The organism is Agrobacterium sp. BT-220-3 (genome assembly GCF_025910175.1).
Taxonomy (GTDB): domain Bacteria; phylum Pseudomonadota; class Alphaproteobacteria; order Rhizobiales; family Rhizobiaceae; genus Agrobacterium; species Agrobacterium oryzihabitans.
This window is the reverse complement of record NZ_JAPAIX010000002.1, coordinates 121,743-145,418: the sequence shown is the minus strand read 5'-3', so window position 1 is coordinate 145,418 and position 23,676 is coordinate 121,743. Positions and strand designations below refer to the sequence as shown.

The following is a 23,676-nucleotide window of genomic DNA, read 5'->3' as shown; positions in this document are numbered from 1 at the left end:
CGCAGGACAGAGGGGGTAAGCCCCACACTCCGTGTCTCGATGTCACCCCCACCACCGATAAAAATGATGCACCGGCCCCCGTCCCTGACCAACGGCAAGCCCACGGCCAGCGTCAAGCGCCCCATTCAGGTAGTCCTTTGCCAGCCCCACCGCTTCCGCCAACTCATAGCCCATGGCGAGATAGGCGGTAATCGCTGCCGCCAGCGTGCAGCCGGTGCCGTGGTCGTTTTTCGTGTCCACCCGTGGCGCGGAAAGCGCCTGCATCGTGCCGCCTGCGAAAAGATAATCCGTACTCTCAGGCCCATCGCCATGGCCGCCCTTGATGAGCACGGCTTTTGCGCCCGCCGTCAGGATCTTTTCTGCCTGACGGGTGATTTCGCTCTGCGTGGTTGCCAGCGGCGTTCCTGTCAGCAACGCTGCCTCGGGCAGGTTCGGCGTGACGATGGCGGCGAGCGGCAGGAGGTCGCGACGCAACGTGTCGATGGCGTCCTCATGCAGCAGCCGGTCGCCTGATGTTGCCACCATGACCGGATCGAGCACTACCGGTTGGGGCTGCTGCCGAAGCCGCTCCGCGATGGCGGCGATGGTTTCGATCCGCGATACCATGCCGATCTTCACTGCATTGACGGCAAGATCGGAAAAAACCGCATCCATCTGCGCGACGATGCTTGCGACGGAAATATCCTCCACCGCCGTCACGCCCCTGGTGTTCTGCGCGGTGATGGCGGTGATGACGCTTGCGGCATAGGCGCCGAGCGCCGAGAAGGTCTTGATGTCGGCCTGGATACCCGCGCCGCCGCCGCTGTCGGAACCGGCAATGGTCAATGCAATGGCTGTCATGGCTGTCTCGCTTTCAGCGCCGTGTCGACTGCCGCGCGGAAGTCCTTGGTTGCGCTGGCAATATCGCCCGCCCGGAAGATGGCGGAAATGACCGCGACGCCATCCGCACCGGCGGTGACGACGGGTGGCACACGGGCAAGATCGATGCCGGCAATGGCGCCCACCGGCATTCCCGGCCGCCACTCACGCAAAAGGCCGCGCAGCAGCGTGAAACCATCGATACCGACCGGCTTGTCCGGATTGACCTTGGAAACCGTCTCGAACACGCCACCGATGCAGGCGTAGTCTGCGGGCATGGAGGCCGCCCGTTCGGCATCTGCCCGGTTCTTGACGGTAAGGCCGATGATCGCCTTTTCGCCGAGAATACGTCTGGCGGTTTCGGCGTCCATGTCGTCTGCGCCAAGATGCACCCCGTCCGCACCGGATGCGAGCGCCACATCCACCCGGTCGTTGATGACGAGCGGCACGCCGGTGCCGGCGATAGCCTCGTGGATGGCCCGCGCGTTCTCGATCATTTCCCGAGTCGAGCCATGCTTGTCACGATATTGAAGGATGGTTGCGCCGTTGAGCGCGGCCGCCAGAGCAAGCTCGGCCAGGGGCGCGACATCGCTGAGGCTCGCATCGACCAGCGCATTCAGGCGGTAATCAACCTTGTTCATGCTCGATCCTTGCATGTCTTGTTATCTCCTCACTGGAAACTTCGGAAAGCGCATCCAGAAACGCCGGTTCGAATGTGCCGGGACCCTTTGCGTTGACGGCGGCGAGTTCGGCGGAAACGCCGGTGACGGCGAGTGCAGCGGCTGCAGCTGTCAGCGCGTCCTTTTCCACCGCTATGAAGGCGGCGATGACGCCGCCAGAGAGGCAACCGGTGCCCGTCACCTTCGCCATCCACGGGTGGCCGTTGACGATGCTGACGCTCCGGGTGGCATCGCGCAGATGATCGACCGGCCCGGTCTCGATCCGCACCGCATCCGGCACGTCGCCAATCAGGCTCATCTCCGCGCGGTTGCCGCGCACGATGGTGGGTGAAAGCGCGATCAGTTCGCGTGCGAATTCCAGCCGCGACGGCGAATAGTCGCAATGGACGGGGTCGACGATCCAGGGTTTTGCCGATGCATTGGCGATCTCGATTGCGAGCCGGATAACCCTGCGCCGTTCCGCATCCAGCGTGCCGAGATTGACGGTAAGCGCATCCGCCTTGGCGACGAAACTCTCGATTTCCTCAAGCGAGGTGGTCATCGATGGAATGCCGCCGACGACGGTGATGCCGTCGGCGGTGAATTTCTGCACGACGGTGTTCATCAGGCAATGCACGCGCGGGCGCGCTTGCCTCACCCTTTCGAGGATCTCGGCGGCCTTTGCCGCTGTCGGAAAACTGTCTGCCATGGTCACTGCAGCTCCACGGCGACGTCGTCCGCCGCCGGCGCCTGCTTGATCAGCTGCATGTCCCGCATGAATTCGCCGAAGCGGGTGTAGCGGGTGCGATCGAGTGCGGCGGGACGCTTGGCGAAACGGGGCAACGTGTCGAAAAACGCCTGCTTGTTCAGCGCATCGTCAAGGTTCGGATAGGCCTTGATGAAGAGCTGCCAGGATTCCTGCGGATGGTTGGTGATGAAGATCGCGGCCTGTTCCACGGCGGAGAGGAAACGCGGCAGGCGGGTGTCCTTCGCAAGATCGCGATGGCTGACAAAGATCAGCTCGTCATAGGCAGGCACGCCATGTTCCTCTGGGAAGAAGGAGCGACCCTCGTGCCCCTCAAGCTTCATCTGCGTCAGTTCGAAATTGCGGAAGCCGCCAAGCGTGGCGTCCACCTTGCCGGCGATCAGGGAAGGCGAGAGCGAAAAGTTGACGTTGACGAGTTCCACATCGTCTTTCGTCAGGCCGTCCTTCTCCAGCATGCGCTTCAGCATGGCATCTTCAAAACCGGAAACGGAAAAGCCGATTTTCTTGCCCTTCAGGTCCTTCAGGCTTTTGATCGGCCCATCTGCCAGAACGGTGACGGTGTTGAGCGGCGTTTCCACCAGCGTGCCGAAACGGACGAGCGGCAGACCGGCATCGTGGTCGAGATAGAGATTAGGCTGGTAGTGGACGCCGATATCGGCCTGTTTTGCCGAGACCAGACGCGGCACGGCGGATGGGTCGGCGGGCGGAACCAGCTCAACCTCCAGCCCCGCATCGGCAAAGAGCCCGCGTTCCTTGGCGATCACCATCGGCGCGTGGTCCGGGTTCACGAACCATTCCAGCAACACGGTCAGCTTGTCGGCCGCCTGCGATTGCATGGGGGAAAGCACGCTTGCTGCCGCGACGACGAGGGAAAGAAGAGTTCGCTTCATGGTGCTGAAAGTCTCCGCAAATATTTGAAAGGAATGAGGTGTTCTGTCTCTTTGGCCCAGGGGGCCAGATTGGCTGTCGCCCGGTCGACGACAAGCCGCAGCAGCACCGCCATGACGGCGAGAATGGCCATGGCGGCGAACATGGTGTCGGTCTGCATGCGGGCATTGGACTGGATCATGACGAAACCGAGCCCGGCCGAGGCGCCCACCCATTCGCCGATGACGGCGCCAAGCGGGGCGAGCGGTGCTGCGACCCTCAGACCGGAAATGAGCGAGGGAAGCGCCAGCGGCACACGCAGCCGGGTGAGGATCTGCCAGTGGCTCGCCTCCGTCAGCGAGGCGGCATCGAGGATCGCACGGTCGGTGCGGTTGAGACCATCGGTGAAAGAGGAGGCGACGGGAAAGAAGATGATGATCCCTGTCATGACCACTTTCGAGGCCATGCCGAAGCCGAACCAGAGGACGAGGATTGGGGCCAGCACGAAAACCGGAAAAGCCTGCAACACCAGAACCATGGGCCAGACGAGGCGGCCAAGACGCGGGATGGCGGCAACCGTGAAGGCAACGAGAATGCCGGCCGTGACACCGGCGAAAAGCCCGACGGCCATTTCGCCAAACGTCACCATGGCCTGTCCGAACAGAAAACCCGGCTGGCGCAGGAAAGCGGCGGCGACATCGGCAGGCGAGGGCAGGATATAGCGCGGCGGCGCAAACAGCCATGTCCCTGTCTGCCACAGAATGAGCAGAAGCAGGATGCCGTTCAGCGCATGGGAGGGACGCATGGGCCGGACCTCAGACGCAACCGCACCATGTGCGAAGGACGGGAGGTTTCAGCATCATCATTCGGTCTCCAGATGTGACATTCACGGAGATCCGGGAAAAGCGGAGAAGAGAAAGGGCAGCACCTTGAAAGCGCGACAGTTTCCGTTCCTACGCCGGCATGACCCGGATCAGGTTCAAGGGTCCGGCTCATCGCCATCTCAGCACCGTCAGGTGCTCCCCTCGGAATGGGTCGGAAACTGTCGCTTTTTTAGCTGGCTGTCAACGGCTCAGATGCTGCGAAGCTGTTCAAACAGCTGACGATGGCTGCTATCGGCGCGATAGAAGACAGCCGGTTGGCCAAGCGGCGCTTCGACGGTCGCCTCGCGTCCGCCGGGATGATGCTCGCCGCTCCACAAATGCACCCATTCCCCGTCGCCGGGAAGATAGAGCGTGCGCTGCTCTTCTCCGGCTTTCCAGACAGGTGCGACCAGCATATCGGCCCCGTAGAGATAGCAGTCCTGGAGGGTGTAGGTCTGCTGGTCATCCTCGTAATGAAGGAAAAGCGGGCGCTGCACAGGCAGTCCGGTCCTGGCCGCTTCGGCGGAAAGCGATTTCAGGTAGGGGGCGAGTGCGGTGTAGACGGTCGTCATGCGGGCGAAATGGGAAAGAACCGCGTCGTCCTGGTCGATCTGGAGGTTGTCGCGCGGGCGGTTGCCCTCATGGGTGCGCATGACGGGGGTGAAGGCGGCCATTTCCGCCCAGCGCATGATGAGTTCCGCTGTTCTGACATTGCCGAACAGGCTGGTATACCCGCCAATGTCGGAATGGTGATAGGCGTTGCCCATGAGGCCGGAGGACAGCGCGCCGCAGATGACGGTGACGAGGCCGTCGTGACGGGAGAAATCGACCGACTGGTCGCCGCCCCAGATGAGCGGGCAATGGGCCTGCACGCCGGTGAAGCCTGCCCGCATGAAGAACAGCGCCTCGCCAGTCTTGCCGCGGCTTTCGACGCCCTTCGCATTGACCTCGGCCCAGAGTGTGGGCCAGGCATTGTGCATCAGCTTGGCGTCGACGCCGTTCGACAGCGTGATGTCGATCGGCAGATATTCGCCGAAATCGGCCATCCAGCCGGAAAGGCCGAAATCCAGCATGTTCCGGCCGATGATCTCCTCGGCAAACCATTCGGCTGCGGCTGGATTGGTAAAATCGACCACGCCGCAATCGAATTCGCCGAAATCCACCAGCGCCGTCTTGCCGTCCGCGCCGGTGGCGAAATAACCGGCCGCTTCGGCCACGGGGAAAAGCGGTCCGTCGACGCAGAGATAGGGGTTCACGTAACCCAGAAAGCGGACGTCCTGATCGGCAAGCTCGGCTATCTTCTGGCGAAGATGCGGATAGCGGGTGTCATTGGCCTGCCAGTCCCAGAAGAGACGCGCGCCGAAGGATGTCTGGCGAAGCCCCACCCAGTCCTCGCACCACAGGCCTGAGACCTTCGTTCCAGCCGCGCGGATTTTTTCCAGCCGGGCAAAGGAGTTGACGCCGTCTTTTAACCCGATGATCGCGCCATTATAGACCCATTCCGGCAGTTCCGGCTGGCGACCGAACCGCAGCGAGAGGGCGGAAACGATATCGGTGAAATGATTGCCCGCGAAGAATTCGATCCGCTCCGGGATCGTCCAGATCTCGATTTCGTGGAAATCGGCATTGCGGAAATCGAAGACCGAATAGGCCGTGGTTTCCACATGCAGCGCATATTTGCGCGAGGAGAGATAGGTCGGTTGCGGGTAGTTGGTGTTGTAATAGTCACCACCCGCCTTGCCGCTGACATCCGACTTGAAGGTGATTTCCGTCGTCTTGTCGCGGCCGACGCCGGGTTCGGAGGTCCAGAGCGGGAAACGCCGGCCGCGCATGTCGAAATAGGACATTTGTTCGCCGCCGCCCCAGACATGCTCATCCGTTTCCGCGACGACCCGCAGCCACAGTCGGTTTATGGTCTCATCCAGCGCCGTGAACCGAATGGCGTTGCCGTTCAGTGTAAGGCGAAGGCGTGGGGCCTGTCCGGGTGCGGAGGAAAACGTGACGCTATCGCCGCTGACTTCAGCATGGCGCAGCGCGGTTCGTTCGATGACATAGTCTTCGATGTCGAAATTGCCACGATACATCTCCATTCGCTCTTTGCCGAAGCCGGCAAAGATGGCCGGGTTCTCAGGCGAATGGGAAAGGATGATGCGGCCGCCGATTGTAAGCGTGAAGCCGTTGCTGGTCTTTTCGAATGACATGATTGTACCTGTTTAGCCCTTGAGACCGCCGGCGGTGAGGCCGGAGACAACGCGTTCCTGAAAGATGACGATCAGGATGGCGACCGGCACGATGCCGACCACAAGCGCCGCCGAGATGACGGGCCAGGGGAAAGCGAACTCGCCCTGATAAAGCTGAATCCCGACCGGCAGCGTGCGCAGGGCTGGATTGGAATTGAAGGAAAGCGCCAGCAGGAATTCGTCCCAGGCATTCACGAAAGCAAGAATGCCGGCGGTGAAGACGCCCGGTGCGCAGAGCGGCACCACCACCTTGAACAGCGCGCCGATGCGGGTGCAGCCATCGATCATGGCGGCGTTTTCCAGATCGCGCGGGATGCTTTCGAAGAAGGACACCAGCATCAGCGTGCAGACCGGCAGGGAGAGCACGGTGTAAGGCAGGATCAGCGCCGTCCAGCTATTGAGCAGGTTGAGCGCGCGCATGATTTCGAACAGCGGCACCAGCAGCGTCACCAGCGGGAATGTGGAAACGGCGATGATGAGCGAGAGGATCAGCGCCCGGTATTTGAGGTCAAGCCGCGCCAGCGCGTAAGCCGCCAGCACCGAAATCAGAATGGTGAGTGCGGTTGAAAGAAGCGCCACCATGAAGCTGTTGAAGAGAAACAGATGCAGCGGCTGGTCGGAAAAAGCCTGCATGTAATTGGCAAGCGTCGGTGCATGCGGAAACCATGTGATCGGTTTGACCGTCAGTTCCGCTTCGGTTTTCAACGAGGTGAACAGAATCCAGATTGCCGGAAACAGCCCATTGACCAGCAATATGGAGGCCGCAATGAAGCGCAGCGGCTTGCCGGAAAAGAAGGAGGACAGGCCGGAGGAGGTCGCAACGGTGCTCATGGGATCAGTCCTTCGTCCGGATAATGCGGAGATAAACGGCGGTGACGCACATGGAGAGCGCAAACATCATGACCGCCAGCGCCGAACCGTAACCGAGATCGAGGAAGGAAACGGTGTTCTGGTGAATATACATGGCAAGCGTCGTGGTGGATGTGCCGGGGCCGCCGCCGGTCATCATGTACGGAATATCAAAGGTCTGCAGCGCCGTGATCGTGCGGAAGATGAGGGCAACGACAATCGAGGGCTTGAGCAGCGGCAGCGTGATCTCGAAGAATTGCCTGAGCTTGCCGGCGCCATCCACATCGGCCGCTTCATACAGCGAGCGCGGAATGGTCTGCAGCCCGGCAAGGATCATCAGCGCCATGAAGGAGGAGGTCTTCCAGATGATGGTCAGGCAGATGGCTGCAAAGGCCCAGTTCGGCGAGTTGAACCAGATGATGCCTTCAAAACCCAGCCGGTTCAGCACATCGTTGACCACGCCATATTCGTAATGGAAGAACCATGCGAAGATGAGGCCGGCAAAGGACAGCGGCAGCGCCCACGGAATGAGCAGTGACAGGCGCATCGGCCATTGCATGGAAAAGGGCAGGTTGGCGAGCAGTGCCAGTCCGAGCCCCATGAAAAGCGCGCCCGGCACGGTAATCAGCGTTATCAGCACCGTGTTCCAGGTCGTTTCCCAGAAGATCGGGTCATCGAGCATCGCCGTGTAGTTTTCAAAGCCGATGAATTCCGCCGGCAGACCCGAGGTCAGCGAAAGGCTGAAAAACGAGGTATAAACGAGCCGCGCCACCGGATAGACGATGATGAGCGAGAGAAGAATGGCCGCAGGCGCCAGCAAAAGCACGGCAAGCGACCGGTCGCCGAGATCGAGCCACCGCGTCCAGCGCGGCTGCGGTTTCTCGTCCACCCTGACCATCGTTCGTTCCGGCATCGTCACGTCTGCCACTCCCGCAACTGGATTCACGTCATCGTCTCCCGATCGGACCGGTTAAGACCCGGCCCGTTTATCGCACCGCTTGCGCGGTTTTCACTGGTTCGATCAAAGCGGCCGGAAAGGGCATGGCAGGCATGCCGCTCCCCGGCCCTGAAGCTTAGCGCAGCACGCGCCGCAGACGGCTTTCCATCTGCTTTGCGCCGTCCTCCGGCGTCATCACACCCGCAAGCACGCCGTTGACGGTGGTGCGGATGGTTTCGCTGACCTCGTTGTAACGCGGCGTGACGGGGCGGGCCTTTGCCGTTTCAACGACGGGAAGGGCGTCCGCAAACCACGGGATCGCCTTGGTGACATCGGCATCCTTGTAGAGCGAGGCATAGGTGGGCAGCAGCGTAGCGTTGATGGCCATGAACTTCGACACATCCTGACTGGAGAGATATTCCACCAGCTTCTTGGCTTCATCCTGCTGCTTGGAATAGGCCGAAACGCCGAATTCCCAGCCACCGAGGCAGGTCGTCTGCTCACCGCCCTTGACGGCCGGCAGGCGGGCGACGCCGACCTTGTCATTCACCTGCGATTCCTTGCCCTGGAAATGGGTCCACGCGTAAGACCAGTTGACGGCGAAGAGAACCTTGCCCGCCTGGAATTCCTTGCGCGTGTCGTCGGTCGCCACTTCGGAAATATTCTTCTTCGAAATGCCTTCGTCGACGAAGCTCTTCCAGAGCTTCAGCGAATCCACGGCCGCCTGATTGTCGAAGTTCAGCTTGCCATTTTCGACCAGCGACTTGCCTTCGCTCCAGTAGGGTAGCAGGAAGGTGCAGACGGCGCCTTCGATTGCCTTGCCCTGGAAGGAGAGACCTTGAAGTTCAGGGTTCTTTTCGCCTTCCATCACTTTCTTGGAGGCTTCCTTCAGCTCGTCCCAGGTGGTCGGCGGCTGGATGCCGTATTTGTCCAGCAGATCCTTGCGGTAATAAAGGAACATGGAATCGGCGAAGGCCGGCAATGCCACGATCTTGCCGTCCACGGTGTTGGCTTCGGCATAGGTCGGCAGATAGGCCGACATGTCCTTGCCGGAGAAGTCGCTGGTCCAGCCGGCAGTGGCGAATTGCGCGGGACGGATGACGTCGAGCATCAGTACGTCGAGGCTGGAATCCTTGGCCGACATCACGGTGTTGAGATATTGCGCCTGCATTTCGGACGTATTGCCGCCGGTCTCGATCACCACTTTCACGCCGGGCGTCTTCGCCTCATATTGATCGAGCGCCTTGCGCCAGACATCGGGCTGGTGCTGGCTGGAAACGAAGACTTTGAGTTCGGCGTCGGCGAAGGCCTGTCCCGAAAAGGTGAGCATGGTCGCGCAGAGCGCTGCCCCCGTGATGGCTTTAAATTTCATGTTTTCCTCCCGTTATATAAATCTTTGGCCGGGCCGGTTGCGGCCCTGGCCAGTCAGTGAATGGAGCGTTCCGTCGCAGTGTCGAAAAGATGGACCTTGGACGGATCGACGCCGATCTTCAGCTCCTCGTTCGGTGCGGGTCGGAGCTGCGGCGGCATCCTTGCGGTGAGCGCCGCATCGCCAAGGCTGAAATGCACCAGCGTATCGGAGCCGAGCGGCTCCACCACCTGCACCTTGACGGCAAGCTGCGTATCGAAGCCCTCGGCGGGGCCGAAATGTTCCGGGCGAATGCCGACGATGACCTCCCGTCCATCGAGCGCCGCTTCGCGGGAAGGCCGGATGGCCGCCATCGGCAGGGAATTGCCGTCGGCAAAGGCAAGCCGGTCGCCGGTGACCCTGGCGCGGGCGAAATTCATGGCGGGAGCGCCGACGAAACCGCCGACGAACACGCTTTCCGGTCGGTTATAAACCTCATCAGGCGTGCCGACCTGCTCGATGTCGCCGCCGCGCAGGATGACGATGCGGTCAGCCAGCGTCATGGCCTCCACCTGGTCATGGGTAACATAGATGATCGTGGTGCCGAGCTGCTGGTGCAGGCGCTTGATCTCCGTGCGCACCTGGCCGCGCAGCTTGGCGTCGAGGTTGGAAAGGGGTTCGTCGAACAGGAACACCTGCGGGCGGCGCACGATAGCGCGGCCCATGGCCACGCGCTGGCGCTGGCCGCCGGAAAGCTGGCCGGGGCGGCGGTCGAGCAGATGCTCGATACCGAGCATCCTCGCCGCCTCGTCGATGCTGGCATTGGCCTGCGATGCGCTGACGCCGCGCACCTTCAGGCTGAAGCCCATGTTCTCGCGCACCGTCTTGTGCGGATAAAGTGCATAGTCCTGAAACACCATGGCGATGTCGCGTTCGCGCGGCGGCAGCTTGTTGACGACGCGGTCGCCGATCATGACCTCGCCGCCGCTGATGCTTTCAAGCCCTGCGACCATGCGCAGCGTCGTGGATTTGCCGCAGCCGGAAGGGCCGACGAAAACCACGAATTCACCATCGTTGATTTCAAGGTCGATGCCCTTGACGATGCGCAGAGCACCGTAACTCTTGTCCAGCTTGCGCAGGCTGACCGAAGCCATATTTTCCTCCTCACGACCGGCGCGTCCAAAATCCGGATGGACGCAAAAGCCGGCATCAACCTTCAAGTTCCACGCATCGCATATTTGAAAAATCTGTCTCGATTGTCCGGCGATACCGTGGGATGGCTCAACGCCTGTCTCCCTAATTCCGTGATATTACCTTTCATAAAAAGGAAATCAATAGTGTATCAATTTTATTTCTGACAGAAATCAAAAACTATTAAGTCTTTGATTTAAAGAAATATATCCGCAAAATCCGGTGCGCGACAGTCCGCTGCTTCCTTGTCTGTCGTCAAATTTCCCCACCGGCGTGGATCACGCGTATTTCTCACAAACTCAACGTATGCGAGAAACGTATCTTGCGACCGTGTGGTCAAACCATGTCCATGAGACTTCGGCAACGGCGCCATCCTGCGCCTGGCTCAACCGCAGCACGCGGGGTACGGGCGTACCCGGTTTCTGGCCAAAGGGCGCAGGTGCCCATTCGGGGACTTCGCCCAGATCGATCCGGTCCTCTGCCTTGGAGATCCAGAGGTTGAGGCGGGTGCGATAGTAAAGATAGAGAGATTCCGACATGTTCTCGATGGCGATCGTATCGACATAGGAGCCGTCCAGCCAGATCTCCTCGATAGCCGCCGGCTTTCCGGCAATGCGCCGGAGGCGGCGGATGCGATGTCCTTCCGCCGATGTGCCGAAGGCGGGCAGGGTGGATGGCTTGGCAAGGCGCGCGACATCCAGAACCTCCGCCGTCGGCAGGCCGCCGCCCTCGATCATCTCGAGGCGAAAGAAGGCATAGACGCTTTGCGGGTCGCTGACGGCGCGAATGTAATTGCCTGAACCCTGCACGCGCTCCAGGAGGCCGCGCTCCTGCAACTCCGCGAGCGACTTGCGAAGCGTGCCGACGGCAATGCCGAGATCGGCTGCCATATCGCGCTCGGGCGCGAGCTTCTCGCCGTCTATCAGTCGGCCCGCCGCCACCTCGCGCACCAGCATTTCGGCGATCTGCAGATACATGGGCAGGCTGCCGCCAGTGTGTTTCATGATGCCGTTTCCTCCCCGAAACAAAAATTGATACATCATTGATTTACATATTTCTTGATGTTATGCAAGAAAAACGAGAGCGGCTTTGAGGAGGAATTGAATGACCGTCGTACCCGTAACATCCGCTGATCTCGATGCTGCCGAGGTCTCCTGGTTTTCCGCTTTGTGTTCCGATGATTACGCCTATCTCGGCGTGCCTGACGGTAGCCTGCGCTCCAGTTTCGACCATTGCTCCGATATCGTCAAAAAGGCTGAAGAACTCGGTTTCCGCAATATCCTCTGCCCCTCTTCCTACCAGGTCGGGCAGGATACGCTGAGTTTCGTCGCCGGCTGCGCGCCGATCAGCGACCGCATCAATTTCCTTGCCGCGATCCGCTGCGGCGAGATGCAGCCGATCATGCTGGCGCGCACGGTCGCCACGCTCGATCACATGCTGAAGGGTCGCCTGACGCTCAACGTCATCAGTTCCGATTTTCCCGGAGAAGTGGCCGACAGCGCGTTTCGTTATAAGCGCAGCCATGAGGTCGTGGAGATCCTGCGCCAGGCCTGGACGCGCGACACCATCGACCATGACGGTGAAATCTACCAGTTCAAGGGTGTTTCAACCGAGCCGGCGCGGCCTTATCAGCAGAATGGCGGTCCGCTGCTCTATTTCGGCGGTTATTCGCCGGACGCGCTGGAGCTTTGCGGCGCGCAATGCGACGTCTATCTGATGTGGCCCGAAACGAAGGACCAGCTGGCAGACCGCATGCGCGCCGCCAATGAGCGTGCAGCCGCCCATGGTCGCACGCTGGATTACGGCCTGCGTGTCCATATGGTGGTGCGCGATACCGAACAGGAAGCACGGGAATATGCCGAGCATCTTGTCTCGAAGCTCGATGACGAATATGGGCAACTGATCCGCAACCGCGCGCATGACAGCGGTTCGCTCGGTGTGTCGCATCAGGCGCGTGCCCGCGAACTGGCCGACAAGTTCGGTTATGTAGAACCCAACCTGTGGACCGGCATCGGCCGGGCACGGTCGGGCTGTGGCGCGGCGCTGGTCGGTTCGACCGACAAGGTCCTGTCGGCGCTGGAGGAGTACCAGAAGATGGGCATTCGTGCCTTCATTCTTTCCGGTTATCCGCATCTCGATGAGGCGGAGCACTTCGGCACCAAGGTTCTGCCGCAGATGAAAACCTGCTCCCTGCCGCATGCTTACGGCCGGGTGCCTTCTGAAACACCTGCCACGCCGCTCGGCAACGGGGAACGCCACTGATGGAACGTATCGCTCTTTCTGAAAACCTGGAACTCAGCCGCATCGTTTACGGCATGTGGCGCATCGGCGACGATGCGGACACCTCGCCCGCCCATGTGCAGGCAAAGATCGAAGCCTGCCTGGCGCAGGGCATCACCACCATGGATCAGGCCGATATCTACGGCGGATACACGGCGGAAGCTATTCTCGGCGCGGGCCTGAAGGCTGCGCCCGGACTGCGCGACAAGATCGAAATCGTCACCAAATGCGGCATCGTGGCGCCGGCTGGACGTCACGCCGCTGCCCGCGTCAAGCATTACGATACGACGGCTGGCCATATCAACGCCTCGGTCGAGGCCTCGCTACATGACATGGGAACGGATCATGTTGATCTGCTGCTCATTCACCGGCCCGATCCGCTGATCGACGCGGAAGAAACCGGCAAGGCGCTCGATGCGCTGGTGGCGTCGGGCAAGGTCAAGGCCGTGGGCGTTTCCAATTTTCGCCCGTGGGATTTCTCGCTGCTGCAATCGGCTATGAGCAGCAGGCTCGTGACGAACCAGATCGAAATGAGCCTTCTTGCCACCGATAGCTTCACCAATGGCGATCTGGCCTTTCTGCAGGAAAAGCGCGTTTCGCCAATGGCATGGTCGCCGCTTGGCGGTGGCTCGCTATTCTCCGGCGGACATGGTGGAATGATGGCTGCCCTGCAGCGCATTGGCAAGGAGCAGGGCGTCGATGCCACCGCTATCGCCATTGCCTGGCTGCTGCGGCATCCGGCAAAGATAGTGCCGGTGCTAGGCACCAACAACATTCAGCGCATTAAAACGGCGGCTGATGCTCTCAGCGTCACGATCGACCGCCAGACCTGGTTTGAGCTCTACACACTTGCAACCGGAAGCGAGGTGCCGTGATGACAGTCGCAGAAGCGATCAAAATGCCCAATGAGAATGTATTTGTTCCCGGCGGCGAAAACAGCCGCAGCTTTCGCAATGCGCTCGGCGCTTTCACCACCGGCGTCACCGTGGTGACGGCAACGACGCCCGAAGGGCCGATCGGCATGACGGTCAACAGCTTCGCGTCGGTTTCGCTCGATCCGCCGCTGGTGCTGTGGTCGCCAGCAAAAAGTTCGTCCCGCTATTCGGCCTTCAGCGGTGCCACCCATTTCGCCATCCATGTGCTGAGCGCCGATCAGGACGTGCTGAGCGCCCGCTTCACCCGCAACGGCCGCGCCTTTGACGATCTGGACTGGGAAATGAATGACGAAGGCGTTCCGGTCATTCCCGGCACGCTCGCCCGTTTCGAATGCCGGCAGGCGGCCGCCCATGATGCGGGTGACCATACCATCATCGTCGGCGAAGTGCTGCGCGCAGCCCATCGCGATGGCGAACCCCTTTGTTTTTCAGGCGGTACCTTCGGCCGGTTTTCCAGGCAGTAGCAGAATATGGCCGGATTTTCCCTCCGGCCATCGATGAAAATCATGCTATTCGAACAATCTTTTCATTTATCTCGCAGAGCGCGCCTGTCGCGCTCTGTTTTATATTTATGCGTCCGGTTAATGTGCTTTTTATGCTGTTTATACTTACAATAATCTTCCAGAGTGAGCTAATTGAATTGTCTTGAAGCGTGATTCGCCGGATCAGGACGGGGCGGAACAATGCCGGTAGAGGAGCTTGAATGTCCGGTTGGTTCTGTCGTGTTTCTGAAGGGAAAAATCCGCACAAGTCCGGCGTGAAGGCAATGGCCGTTTCCCTGAGTTCTTCAGCCGGCTCGACGAGCCTCTTTGCTCTCATATTTTCCGCCGCGCTAACGTCGTCCGCCGCAGCGGAAACCATCCTCTGGCTCGGGTCTCCAACGGGCGACTGGTTCTCCGCCTCCAATTGGTATGGATATTTACGTGTCCCCGGAACAAACGATACAGCCAACATTAATTCTGCGGGTCCGACAATTGCAGCTGGAACAAGCACCGACATCTATGGCCTTTCCCTCGGGATCAACTCTGAGGGAACGATGTCCGTCAATGGTCATTTGTCGACAGTCTATGGCAGCTTTGGCGAAGCTGTTGGCGCGACCGGGAAGCTGAATTTTTCCGGGGGAACATGGACGAATACCAGCCATATATCCGTGGGTGGAAGTGGCATCGGTGAACTCTATCTCAGTGGAAGCTCGGCCACCTCATCCGGACATATCTATGTAGGCAAGGATGGCACGGGATACGGCACGGTCAAGCTGGACAACTCGTCCCGTTTTGAGAATTCAGGCACTGTTTTTGTCGGAAATTACGGTTTCGGGTCGCTGGAGGTGTTGGGCGCGAGTTTTTTTGAAACCGGCGGGCTGGTCGTCGGTAACGGAGCCGGCTCAATCGGTACCGTGGCCGTGGAGGGAGCACGCAGCAGCCTGACGGCGTCTCAAGACATGGTCGTTGGCGGGGCCGGTATTGGCTCCCTTACAATCACCGCCGGTGGAGCGGTCACGAGCAAGGCCAACACCGTCATCGGCAATCTATCGTCGGGCGGGCTTAGCATAGATGGCGCCGGTTCGCGGCTGGAAACCCAGGGCACCCTCATCGTCGGCAATGAGGGTGGTGCAACAATGTCTGTCGGTACGGCGGCGATCGTAACCAGCGGCACCGTGATCATTGGCCGCCATTCGTCAGGGCTGGTCGAGGTGACCGGTGGTGACACACGATGGACCACCGGCAACTTGCAGATTGGTGGCGATGCTGCGGCGAATACCGCGGGAGGCATCGGCCGCGGTACGCTGAATGTCACGACGGGCGGCAAGATGGAAAGTGTGTCAGCACGTCTCGGCAACGCTGCGGGTGCGACGGGCGATGTCACCGTGGATGGTGCTGGCTCTGTATGGACGGTTGGAAGCGGAAATCTCGACGTGGGCGTTGACGGGACCGGCTCGGTGACGGTAACCGGCGGCGGGCTCGTCGGATCGACCGATACGGTTCTAGGCATGAATGCCGGCGGCTCCGGCTCCATCAGCATTTCCGGTTCCGGAAGCGCCCTGCGCAATTCAGGAGATCTCTATGTCGGTGGTGCCGGTCAAGCTTCGTTGCAGATCGCTGCCGGTGGCTCGGTCAGCAGCAATACAGGATATGTCGCGACGCTTTCCGGTTCGCGATCTTCCGTGACCGTTGCCGGTGGCGGGTCGAAGTGGACGATCGCCAATGCACTTGTAATCGGGTATCAGAACGACACTCAAGGAGAAGTCGCGGTCGATGCCGGTGGAGGCATTCAGGCAAAGCAGGTGACCTTGGGTGAGCTTGCCGGCTCCTCCGGCAAATTGGCGATCGATGGGGCCGGCTCGAATGTTGCGGTCGAAGTCGAGAATAGTCTTGCCTCTTCAGGCTCCATGACCATCGGCCGCTATGGCTCCGGCAACGTGACAGTGCACGGTGGGGCCTCCCTGGAGGCCAATCGGCTTTTCCTCGGGACGGAGGCAGGTTCTGACGGCACCTTGCAGGTCAGTGGGGCGGGCTCAAAAGTGGAGGTTGTCACCACCCTCGTCATTGGCGGCAGCGGTGCCGGCGTTGTGGAGGTTACAGGCGGCGCTTCTCTTGCCGCGGCAACCATTTTCATAGCGTCGTCCGGCGGCTCTACCGGTGTGCTGAATATCGGCGCCGCCGCGGGGCAGATGGCGCGTTCGGCTGGAGAGTTGGAGGCGGAGGCGATTGCCTTTGGTTCCGGCAATGGCAGCATCGTTCTGAACCATTCGGAAAGCAATTACGAGCTTTCCGCGGATATCTCGGGCGCCGGGCGCATTGACGCGGAAAACGGCATCACCACACTCAGCGGCAATAACAGCTATTCCGGCGGCACAACGATTTCAGCCGGCACGCTGAAGGGAACTGCCACCAGTTTCGGCTCGGGCGAGATCGCCAACAATGCATCGCTGGTGGTGGATGGCGCGGGTACGCTTTCGAATGCCATCAGCGGTTCCGGCTCGCTGGAAAAAACCGGCAACGGCAATCTTATTTTGACGGGCGACAGCAGCTATACCGGAACGACCGATGTTTCCTCCGGCAAGCTCAGTGTCAACGGCTCGCTTGCAAGTGTGATTTCCGTGGCTGACGGCGCGACGCTCGGCGGTTCCGGCACAATTGGCGGCGCGACAGTTCGTTCGGGCGGCACGCTCGCGCCTGGCAATTCTATCGGCACGCTGACCTCCATGGGCAATGTCACATTTGCGGATGCTTCGACCTATGCGGTTGAAATCGACAGCTTCGGCAATTCGGACAGGCTCGCGGTGACCGGAACGGTGACCATTGCCAATGACGTCAATCTTGTCATTACCCCTTCAACAGGAAGCCTGAATTTTGCTTTCGGTGCGAAATATCTGATCTTGACAGCAACAGGCGGTGTAACCGGGGCATTTTCCGACGTGGTCGGAAATCTTGACTATCTGAAGACCGCTGTCACGAAAAGCACCGACAACAATACAGTCTATCTCCTGATGAAGCGTCAATCTTTTGGGCCGGGATCCTTCGCCGCATCGACGTCGACGGTAAATGCGCGTTCCGCTGCCAATGCGGTCGAGGCTGCGGGTGAGGGATCGGCGCTTTACGACGCGGCCTTCTATCTCCAGCTTGACGAGACGCAATCGGCATTTTCGCAGCTTGCTGGTGAACTGCATCCGTCGCTGGCCATGGCCTTGATAAACCGCAGCCAGTTGACCCGCGATGTCATTCTCGGCAGGCTGCGCAGCGCCTTCGGCGGTGTTGATGGGCGTCCTATCCTGCCCGCCGCGGGCGTGGCAGCTGCATCCGACCCGCTGAATATCGATGAAGGCCTCACCTTCTGGTCCAATGGCTTCGGGTCTCGTGGTCGCATCGATCGCGATGGCAACGGTGCGTCGGCGGACATGAAGGGCGGGGGCGTTCTTTTCGGCCTTGATGGCGACTGGGGTGAGGGCTGGCGCGCCGGTGTCGCTGCGGGTTACGGCCGCGACGCTATCGAGCAGAAATCCCTGTCGGCTTCAGCGGATGTGGACAGCTATTATGTGTCCGCCTATGCGGGAGGGGCAATCGGTCCCGCTTTCCTGCGGCTCGGTGCGATCCACGCGTTCCAGGATGTCGAAACCCGTCGGGCGATTTCCTTTTCGACGCTGAAGGAAAACCTCACCGCCGGCTATGATGCCTCCACCACCCAGGTCTTTGCTGAAGCCGCCTGGCGTTTCGATCACGATATCACCCGGATCGAGCCCTACGCCAATATCAGCTACGTGAACACGCGAACGGATGCATTCAGCGAGAAGGGTGGCATCGCCGCGGTTTCTTCCGGATCCGTCAGCCGTGATCAACTCTATACGACGCTTGGCACACGCATCAGCCGCGACATTGCGTTTGAGGGCACGTTTGGGCAGGCAATGTTCGATATAGGCTGGCGCCATGCCTATGGTGATCCAAACATGGAAAGTGCGTTGTTTTATGTGGGCGGCAGTGCTTTTACAGTCGCAAGCACCGCGACGGCGCGCGACGTCGCATTGCTCAATCTGGGGGTTCGGTACGATCTCAATCCCTCCGCTACCCTGACATTCCGTTATGGCGCAGTCTTTGGAGCGGATTTGCTAGATCAAACGGCCTCTGCCGAATTGGGGGTTCGTTTCTGATGAAGCGTGGTCAAAACAGATTGTGGACAGTGGTTTTCGCCGTTCTCCTGTCCGCGGGTGCGGCGGCAGGTGTCGCGCGGGCGCAAGAGGCGGCGAAGGCTGCCACACCACTGCACGAGGTTTACGGAAGCTGGCAGATCGCCTGCGCGGCGCCGGCGAAGAAAGAGGGTGGCGACCCGAATACCGCGGCGGAAGGCGCAAAACCGCTTTGCGCCATCGCGCAGGTTCAGCTTGAGGAAAAGACGCGCAAGCTGGTCGTCTCCGCCGAATTCCGGCTTGATGATGTCGCCAGGCAGGACAAGCTCTCCGGCACCTTCGTCATGCCTTTCGGGCTTGCCGTCACAAAGCTGTTTTCGGTGAAATCGGGGAATGTGCGGTTGCAGGAAGTGCAGGTCAGCACCTGCCTGCCGGTGGGCTGCATCGTTACCTTCACGCCCTTTGTCGAGCTTGTTTCGGCGCTGAAGGCCGGCAAGACCCTGACAGTCGAGGCCCCTGATCTGCAAGGCCGCACGGTTTCGTTTCAGCTGCAGGCGGAAGGTTTTTCCGAGGCGCTCAAGCGCCTCGAAAGCCTTCGTTAAAGCACGTCCGGTCTAAGCGGAATCCATTTTACGACTTCTACTGGAATGCGTTACGCGGCCACGGAATCCGGCTCGCTTGCCCCTTCCGGCTTTTGTGGTTCCGCGTGCGTTCCAGCCGTTTTCTTGCGCGAAAACAGCCCGGTGAGGAAGTGACCAAACCGGTCCATTTCCACGAAGATGACCGGGGTGATGAACAGCGTCAACAATTGCGAGACAATGAGCCCGCCGACCACCGCGACGCCGAGCGGCTGGCGCAGCTCGGAGCTTGCGCCTGAGCCGAGCGCGATGGGCAGGGCACCGAGCAAAGCACAGAACGTCGTCATCATGATCGGCCGGAAACGGCGCACGCAGGCTTCGTGAATGGCGCGGGCGGGCGGCTCCGCCTGTTCGCGGATCAATTCCACCGCCACGTCGATCATCATGATCGCATTTTTCTTGACGATGCCGATCAGCATCAGCAGGCCGATCAGCGCGATGATCGAGAAATCCATGCCCATGACCTTCAGCGCCACCAGTGCGCCGAAGGCCGCCGCCGGCAGACCGGACAGGATGGTCAGCGGGTGGATGAAGCTTTCGTAGAGCACGCCGAGAACCACATAGATGGTCAGCACCGCCGCCAGAATGAGGATGCCGGTATTGCCCTGGCTCTGCTGGAAGATGGCCGCCGTGCCGCCATAACTGGTGAACACGTCCTGCGGCAGGCCTATCGTGCTTTTGATCTCGTTGATCCGGTTCGTGGCATCGGAAAGCGCCACGCCATCCGGCAGGTTGAAGGAGATCGTGGTGGAGACGAGCTGACCCGTCTGGTTGATGGTAACAGGCGCCTGTGTGCGGGTGAGCGCAGCGAAGTTGGAAAGCGGAACAAGCACACCGGATTTGGCGGAGAGGATATTGATATCGCTTAGGAAGTTGTCGTCCCATTGCTTCGAGCTGTCGAACTCCACGATCACGTCATAACTGTCGCCGGTCGACTGGATCTGCGCCGCCGTATAACCGCCAAATGACATTTCCAGCGTCTTGCGCAATTGATCGTTGGTGATGCCGAAGGCTGCGGCCTTTTCCGGATCGACCGAGATCGTTGCGGCGATCGCACCATTCTGGGCGTCAGAGGTGACGGCGGTGAATGTCCTGTCGCGCCGCATTGCCTCCATCAGCTTGTTCGACCATTCATTGGTGGTATCGGCATTCAGGCCCTGAACGACGAGCTGATACTGGCTGGCGGAACTGCGCCCGCCGAAACGCAGACTCTGCTGCGGATTGATATAGGTGCGGATACCGGCCACCTTCGATGTGGCCTGCCCCAGTTCGCTCAGCACCTGGCTGAGCGGCGCGCGCTCTTCCTTGGGCTTCAGTTCAACGAACATCGAGCCGTTGTTCAGCGGATTGCGGGAATTGCCACCGACGATGGAGGTGACATGCACCACGGCCGGGTTCTTGCGGATCTGATCGGCAACCTGCGCCTGGAGATCGCGCATCGCGGTGTAGGAAATATCCTCGCGCGCCTGCGTTGACACGGAAAGGCGGCCAATATCTTCCTGCGGGAAGAAGCTGGAGGGCAGCGTCTCGAACAGATAGAGCGAGGCGGCAATCGAGGCCAGAAACGCGCCCAGAACCACGCGGCGGTGCGTGAGGCACCAGCCGACCGCCTTGCCATAGTGGTGAAGCGTGCGCTCGAAACCGGCATCGAACCAGCGGATGATGGCTGGAGGTCTGGAAGACTGGCCGGAAAGGCGCGATGCGAGCATCGGCGTTACCGTCAGCGACACCAGTGCCGAGGCCATGATCGCGAGCGTGACGACCATGCCGAATTCGTTGAAGAGCCTGCCGATCACCCCGCCCATCAACAGAATGGGAATGAACACGGCCACCAGCGAGACGGACATGGACAGGATGGTATTGCTGACTTCCGCCGCGCCCTGAAGCGCCGCCTCCCGCATTGTCAGGCCCTTTTCGTGCAGGCGCAGGATATTCTCAAGCATGACGATCGCATCGTCCACTACAAGCCCGACCGACAATGTCAGCCCGAGCAGCGAGATGTTGTCGATACTGTAGCCGAGGACATACATGGCGCCGAAAGCGGTGATCAGCGACAGCGGCACGGCAAGGCCCGGAATGATGGTCGCCGTCAGATGCCCGGTGAAAAGATAGATGACCGCAACCACCAGCCCGATGGTGAGGAACAGCGTGAACTGAACGTCGGAGATCGCATCCTTGATCGCTGTCGAGGCGTCGTTCATGACGTTGATATTGACCGAGGGCGGCAATTGCTGGCGTAGCGCCGGCAGTTTTGCCCTGATCGCGTCCACCACATCGACGGTGTTGGCGTCCGGCTGGCGCTGCACGGCGAGCACGATGGCCTGTTCGCCATCGAACCAGCTGCCGGCATCGGTATTATCGATACTGTCGGTCACATTGGCGATATCGCCGAGATGAATGGGCGCGCCGTTATTCGTGGACACGACCAGCGTCCGGAAAGCCGCCGCATCGGTGCGCTGGGTATCGGCCTCGATCGTCAGGCGCTGATTGTCGTTCTGCAAGGCGCCGACAGGCACCTGGTTATTCGCCTGTGCGATGGCGTTTGTGACGGTATCGACGCCAAGCCCCCTTGCCTGAAGCTGCGCCGGATCGAGGCCGATGCGCACGGCATAGGTCTGTGTGCCGTAGATGCTCACCTGCGCGACGCCGGAGATGGTCGACAGAAGCGGCGAGATGATATTCTCGGCGATTTCATCCACCGTGCTGGTCGGCATTTCCTTGCTGTTGACGGCAAGCAAAAGGACCGGCGCATCGGCGGGGTTGGTCTTGCGGTAGCTCGGCGTCGTCGTCATGTTGCTTGGCAATTGCCGCTGCGCACGGGAAATCGCGGCCTGCACATCGGCGGCCGCCGCGTCGATATCGCGGTTGAGATCGAATTGCAGAACGATCGAGCTGTTGCCGAGCGTGTTGGTGGCGCTGATTTCGCTGACGCCCGGAATGGTTTCGAACTGCTTGACCAGCGGCGTGGTGACGGAGGTTGCCATTGTCTGCGGCGATGCGCCCGACAGCGACGACGAGACGCTGATCGTCGGAAAATCGACTTTCGGCAGGGCGGCGACCGGCAGCAGGCTGAAACCGGCAAGCCCGGCCAGCACGAGGCCTATGGCAAGAAGGGTGGTGGCGACGGGCCGGTTGATGCAGAAATTCGCGATCATGGGGTGCCAACCTTTTCCGGCGTAACATTGGCGGCCAGATTGCCGGCCGCGCCGCCCTTGTCGGAGAACTGCTCAACGACCTGCTGACCGTCGGTGAGTTCAGACTGGCCTTCGATGATCACGTGCTCGCCGCCGGTGAGGCCGCTTGCAATGGCGGTGAAATCACCGTTCGAGCGGGCGACTTCCACGGTCGTCATGTGAACACGATGATTGTCATCGACGGTATAAACAAAACTACCCTTCGGCCCTGGCCGAACGGCGACCGTCGGTACTACGATCATCTCCTCGTTCGAGACGAAGTGGGTCGTGACATTGACGGATTGACCCGGCCACAAAAGACCGCGCTCGTTCTTGAATTCCGCCTTCGCCAGGACGGTGCCGGAGGTCTGGTCGACAATGTTGTCGTAAAAACGCAGGACGCCGGATATGGCCTCGCCGCCGGTTGCGGCGGGATCGACGTCGACGGTCGTGTCCTTCTCTACGCCCTCACGCAATTGCGGCAGGTAGCGCTGGGACAGGCGGAAACTGACGAAGATGGGATCGTATTTCGTGATCGTCACGATATTCACGCCAGCGCTGAGATAAGCGCCCGGGCTGACGCTGATATCCCCCAGCCGCCCGTCAAAGGGCGCACGGATTTCCATGTTTTCGAGCGTAACCTGATCGGATGCAAGCGCGGCGCGGTCGGCGTCTGTCTTGGCGCTGGCGGAATCCCGTGCTGCCTTGGCCTGATCCAGCACCTGCTGGGCCTCGGCATTTTGCTTGACCAGATTGGCGGCGCGCTGGAAAGCCGCCTCGGCCTGATCCAGCGTTGCCTGATCCGCCGCAATGTTTGCCTTGTCCTTGTCGACGGCGGCGCGGGCAATACGGTCGTCCATTTTGAGGATCAAATCGCCAGCCTTGATATGCTGGCCGTCTTTTGCGGATATTTCCGTGACGAGACCGGCCTGAAGCGGAGCTATATTGGTAATGTCGGCCGCAACCGCCCAGCCAGTTGCGGCTGCATCCATCGGCAATGTCGCTTTGCCGGCAGCGACGGTGCTGACCGTGGGTGGGCCGCCATTGCGCCTTCCGCCACCCTGCCTCTGACCTTGCTGCGGCGCAGACTGGCCGTTTTGTGAGGGCTGCGTCGTCGCTCCGGCGGGCGCTTTGGCCGTCGTCGTTTCCGCCTGTGGTGAAACGCTGGCGAATTGTTTGAGATAGGGGATTTGGTCGAGCGGCAGGCGATCCTTGAAATACCACGCGCCGACGGCTGCGATGGCAAGGACGCTGAGGGCGGTCCAGAAACGTTTCATCTGACGGTTCCGCTTATGAGAGCGATACATGTTTACCGAACATGTGCGGCAAGCCTTGGGAGCAGCTTTTCCCCACAAGACACCCAATGCGCTGCGAAAGCACCTTAAACTTTTGTAATGGCGACGACAACGTCAGCTGGCATATCGCCTTGCGATGCAAGGCATATGGCGGCT

General features: G+C 60.4%; 19 protein-coding genes and 1 riboswitch. Of the genes, 5 read left to right on the top strand and 14 right to left on the bottom strand.

What is annotated here, in order from left to right; genetic code table 11:
* Positions 1-42 precede the first annotated feature (42 nt).
* The 11 genes from thiD to OK142_RS07210 form a co-directional block, all read right to left on the bottom strand.
* Entirely contained in the window at positions 43-840 is a 798-nt protein-coding gene (thiD, locus tag OK142_RS07260) for a bifunctional hydroxymethylpyrimidine kinase/phosphomethylpyrimidine kinase (RefSeq protein WP_498681882.1), read from the bottom strand.
* Positions 837-1,499, bottom strand: coding sequence for a thiamine phosphate synthase (gene thiE / locus OK142_RS07255; RefSeq protein ID WP_498681881.1), 663 nt, complete (start codon positions 1,497-1,499; stop codon positions 837-839). Before thiE ends, thiD begins: the two co-directional genes overlap by 4 nt.
* Positions 1,486-2,226, bottom strand: coding sequence for a hydroxyethylthiazole kinase (locus OK142_RS07250; RefSeq protein ID WP_498681879.1), 741 nt, complete (start codon positions 2,224-2,226; stop codon positions 1,486-1,488). Before OK142_RS07250 ends, thiE begins: the two co-directional genes overlap by 14 nt.
* Positions 2,227-2,228: 2 nt before the next feature.
* A complete protein-coding gene (locus OK142_RS07245) occupies positions 2,229-3,173 on the bottom strand; it encodes an ABC transporter substrate-binding protein (protein WP_498681877.1) in 945 nt (314 codons plus the stop codon).
* Positions 3,170-3,955, bottom strand: coding sequence for an ABC transporter permease (locus OK142_RS07240; protein WP_498681875.1), 786 nt, complete (start codon positions 3,953-3,955; stop codon positions 3,170-3,172). The genes OK142_RS07245 and OK142_RS07240 overlap by 4 nt, the downstream gene beginning before the upstream one ends.
* Positions 3,956-4,083: 128 nt before the next feature.
* A riboswitch (TPP riboswitch) is annotated at positions 4,084-4,186 on the bottom strand.
* A 36-nt stretch (positions 4,187-4,222) separates the two neighbouring features.
* Positions 4,223-6,214: an alpha-glucosidase gene (locus OK142_RS07235; protein ID WP_498681874.1), complete on the bottom strand. Its 1,992-nt coding sequence runs from the start codon at positions 6,212-6,214 to the stop codon at positions 4,223-4,225.
* Positions 6,215-6,226: 12 nt separating this feature from the next.
* Positions 6,227-7,084, bottom strand: a complete 858-nt coding sequence (locus tag OK142_RS07230; protein WP_003500737.1) for a carbohydrate ABC transporter permease — start codon at positions 7,082-7,084, stop codon at positions 6,227-6,229.
* A 4-nt stretch (positions 7,085-7,088) separates the two neighbouring features.
* On the bottom strand, positions 7,089-8,000 hold the full coding sequence (locus OK142_RS07225) for a carbohydrate ABC transporter permease (RefSeq protein ID WP_003510821.1): 912 nt from the start codon (positions 7,998-8,000) through the stop codon (positions 7,089-7,091).
* Between the two features lie 175 nt (positions 8,001-8,175).
* The gene (locus tag OK142_RS07220; RefSeq protein WP_003500742.1) at positions 8,176-9,411 is read right to left on the bottom strand and encodes an ABC transporter substrate-binding protein; all 1,236 of its coding nucleotides are present in this window, start codon (positions 9,409-9,411) and stop codon (positions 8,176-8,178) included.
* 53 nt (positions 9,412-9,464) lie between these two features.
* Positions 9,465-10,541, bottom strand: a complete 1,077-nt coding sequence (locus tag OK142_RS07215) for an ABC transporter ATP-binding protein (RefSeq protein ID WP_216332688.1) — start codon at positions 10,539-10,541, stop codon at positions 9,465-9,467.
* Positions 10,542-10,877: 336 nt separating this feature from the next.
* A complete protein-coding gene (locus tag OK142_RS07210; protein WP_216332685.1) occupies positions 10,878-11,582 on the bottom strand; it encodes a GntR family transcriptional regulator in 705 nt (234 codons plus the stop codon).
* Positions 11,583-11,682: 100 nt separating this feature from the next.
* Between OK142_RS07210 and OK142_RS07205 the strand changes: the two genes are divergently transcribed.
* The 3 genes from OK142_RS07205 to smoA are packed head-to-tail and all read left to right on the top strand — an operon-like array spanning position 11,683 to position 14,257.
* On the top strand, positions 11,683-12,840 hold the full coding sequence (locus OK142_RS07205) for an LLM class flavin-dependent oxidoreductase (RefSeq protein ID WP_003500750.1): 1,158 nt from the start codon (positions 11,683-11,685) through the stop codon (positions 12,838-12,840).
* Positions 12,840-13,733 (top strand): aldo/keto reductase, encoded by an 894-nt coding sequence (locus tag OK142_RS07200; protein WP_498681870.1) that lies wholly within the window; start codon positions 12,840-12,842, stop codon positions 13,731-13,733. The genes OK142_RS07205 and OK142_RS07200 overlap by 1 nt, the downstream gene beginning before the upstream one ends.
* Positions 13,733-14,257, top strand: coding sequence for an NADH-dependent FMN reductase SmoA (gene smoA / locus OK142_RS07195; protein ID WP_082185771.1), 525 nt, complete (start codon positions 13,733-13,735; stop codon positions 14,255-14,257). Before OK142_RS07200 ends, smoA begins: the two co-directional genes overlap by 1 nt.
* A gap of 40 nt (positions 14,258-14,297) precedes the next feature.
* On the opposite strand, the gene OK142_RS07190 is transcribed toward smoA, so the two are convergent.
* On the bottom strand, positions 14,298-14,792 hold the full coding sequence (locus OK142_RS07190) for a hypothetical protein (protein WP_498681868.1): 495 nt from the start codon (positions 14,790-14,792) through the stop codon (positions 14,298-14,300).
* Positions 14,793-14,829: 37 nt separating this feature from the next.
* Here OK142_RS07190 and OK142_RS07185 point away from each other — a divergent pair, with 37 nt between their 5' ends.
* Together OK142_RS07185 and OK142_RS07180 are read left to right on the top strand one after the other, a co-directional pair.
* Positions 14,830-18,438 (top strand): autotransporter domain-containing protein, encoded by a 3,609-nt coding sequence (locus OK142_RS07185; protein ID WP_498681866.1) that lies wholly within the window; start codon positions 14,830-14,832, stop codon positions 18,436-18,438.
* Entirely contained in the window at positions 18,438-19,016 is a 579-nt protein-coding gene (locus tag OK142_RS07180) for an invasion associated locus B family protein (RefSeq protein WP_498681865.1), read from the top strand. The genes OK142_RS07185 and OK142_RS07180 overlap by 1 nt, the downstream gene beginning before the upstream one ends.
* 50 nt (positions 19,017-19,066) lie before the next feature.
* Here the strand turns inward: OK142_RS07180 and OK142_RS07175 are convergent, their stop codons facing one another.
* Together OK142_RS07175 and OK142_RS07170 are read right to left on the bottom strand one after the other, a co-directional pair.
* Entirely contained in the window at positions 19,067-22,207 is a 3,141-nt protein-coding gene (locus OK142_RS07175) for an efflux RND transporter permease subunit (RefSeq protein WP_498681864.1), read from the bottom strand.
* Entirely contained in the window at positions 22,204-23,502 is a 1,299-nt protein-coding gene (locus OK142_RS07170; RefSeq protein WP_313616335.1) for an efflux RND transporter periplasmic adaptor subunit, read from the bottom strand. Before OK142_RS07170 ends, OK142_RS07175 begins: the two co-directional genes overlap by 4 nt.
* Positions 23,503-23,676: the final 174 nt, after the last annotated feature.

Coding starts and splice junctions, on each gene's coding strand:
- OK142_RS07250 (WP_498681879.1), bottom strand. CDS start 2,226: ATGGCAGACAGTTTTCCGACAGCGGCAAAGGCCGCCGAGATCCTCGAA.
- OK142_RS07235 (WP_498681874.1), bottom strand. CDS start 6,214: ATGTCATTCGAAAAGACCAGCAACGGCTTCACGCTTACAATCGGCGGC.
- OK142_RS07220 (WP_003500742.1), bottom strand. CDS start 9,411: ATGAAATTTAAAGCCATCACGGGGGCAGCGCTCTGCGCGACCATGCTC.
- OK142_RS07180 (WP_498681865.1), top strand. CDS start 18,438: ATGAAGCGTGGTCAAAACAGATTGTGGACAGTGGTTTTCGCCGTTCTC.
- thiD (WP_498681882.1), bottom strand. CDS start 840: ATGACAGCCATTGCATTGACCATTGCCGGTTCCGACAGCGGCGGCGGC.
- thiE (WP_498681881.1), bottom strand. CDS start 1,499: ATGAACAAGGTTGATTACCGCCTGAATGCGCTGGTCGATGCGAGCCTC.
- OK142_RS07225 (WP_003510821.1), bottom strand. CDS start 8,000: ATGGTCAGGGTGGACGAGAAACCGCAGCCGCGCTGGACGCGGTGGCTC.
- OK142_RS07175 (WP_498681864.1), bottom strand. CDS start 22,207: ATGATCGCGAATTTCTGCATCAACCGGCCCGTCGCCACCACCCTTCTT.
- OK142_RS07200 (WP_498681870.1), top strand. CDS start 12,840: ATGGAACGTATCGCTCTTTCTGAAAACCTGGAACTCAGCCGCATCGTT.
- OK142_RS07185 (WP_498681866.1), top strand. CDS start 14,830: ATGTCCGTCAATGGTCATTTGTCGACAGTCTATGGCAGCTTTGGCGAA.
- OK142_RS07170 (WP_313616335.1), bottom strand. CDS start 23,502: ATGAAACGTTTCTGGACCGCCCTCAGCGTCCTTGCCATCGCAGCCGTC.
- OK142_RS07190 (WP_498681868.1), bottom strand. CDS start 14,792: ATGTCGGTGCTTGTTCCAGCTGCAATTGTCGGACCCGCAGAATTAATG.
- OK142_RS07230 (WP_003500737.1), bottom strand. CDS start 7,084: ATGAGCACCGTTGCGACCTCCTCCGGCCTGTCCTCCTTCTTTTCCGGC.
- OK142_RS07205 (WP_003500750.1), top strand. CDS start 11,683: ATGACCGTCGTACCCGTAACATCCGCTGATCTCGATGCTGCCGAGGTC.
- OK142_RS07210 (WP_216332685.1), bottom strand. CDS start 11,582: ATGAAACACACTGGCGGCAGCCTGCCCATGTATCTGCAGATCGCCGAA.
- OK142_RS07245 (WP_498681877.1), bottom strand. CDS start 3,173: ATGAAGCGAACTCTTCTTTCCCTCGTCGTCGCGGCAGCAAGCGTGCTT.
- OK142_RS07215 (WP_216332688.1), bottom strand. CDS start 10,541: ATGGCTTCGGTCAGCCTGCGCAAGCTGGACAAGAGTTACGGTGCTCTG.
- smoA (WP_082185771.1), top strand. CDS start 13,733: ATGACAGTCGCAGAAGCGATCAAAATGCCCAATGAGAATGTATTTGTT.
- OK142_RS07240 (WP_498681875.1), bottom strand. CDS start 3,955: ATGCGTCCCTCCCATGCGCTGAACGGCATCCTGCTTCTGCTCATTCTG.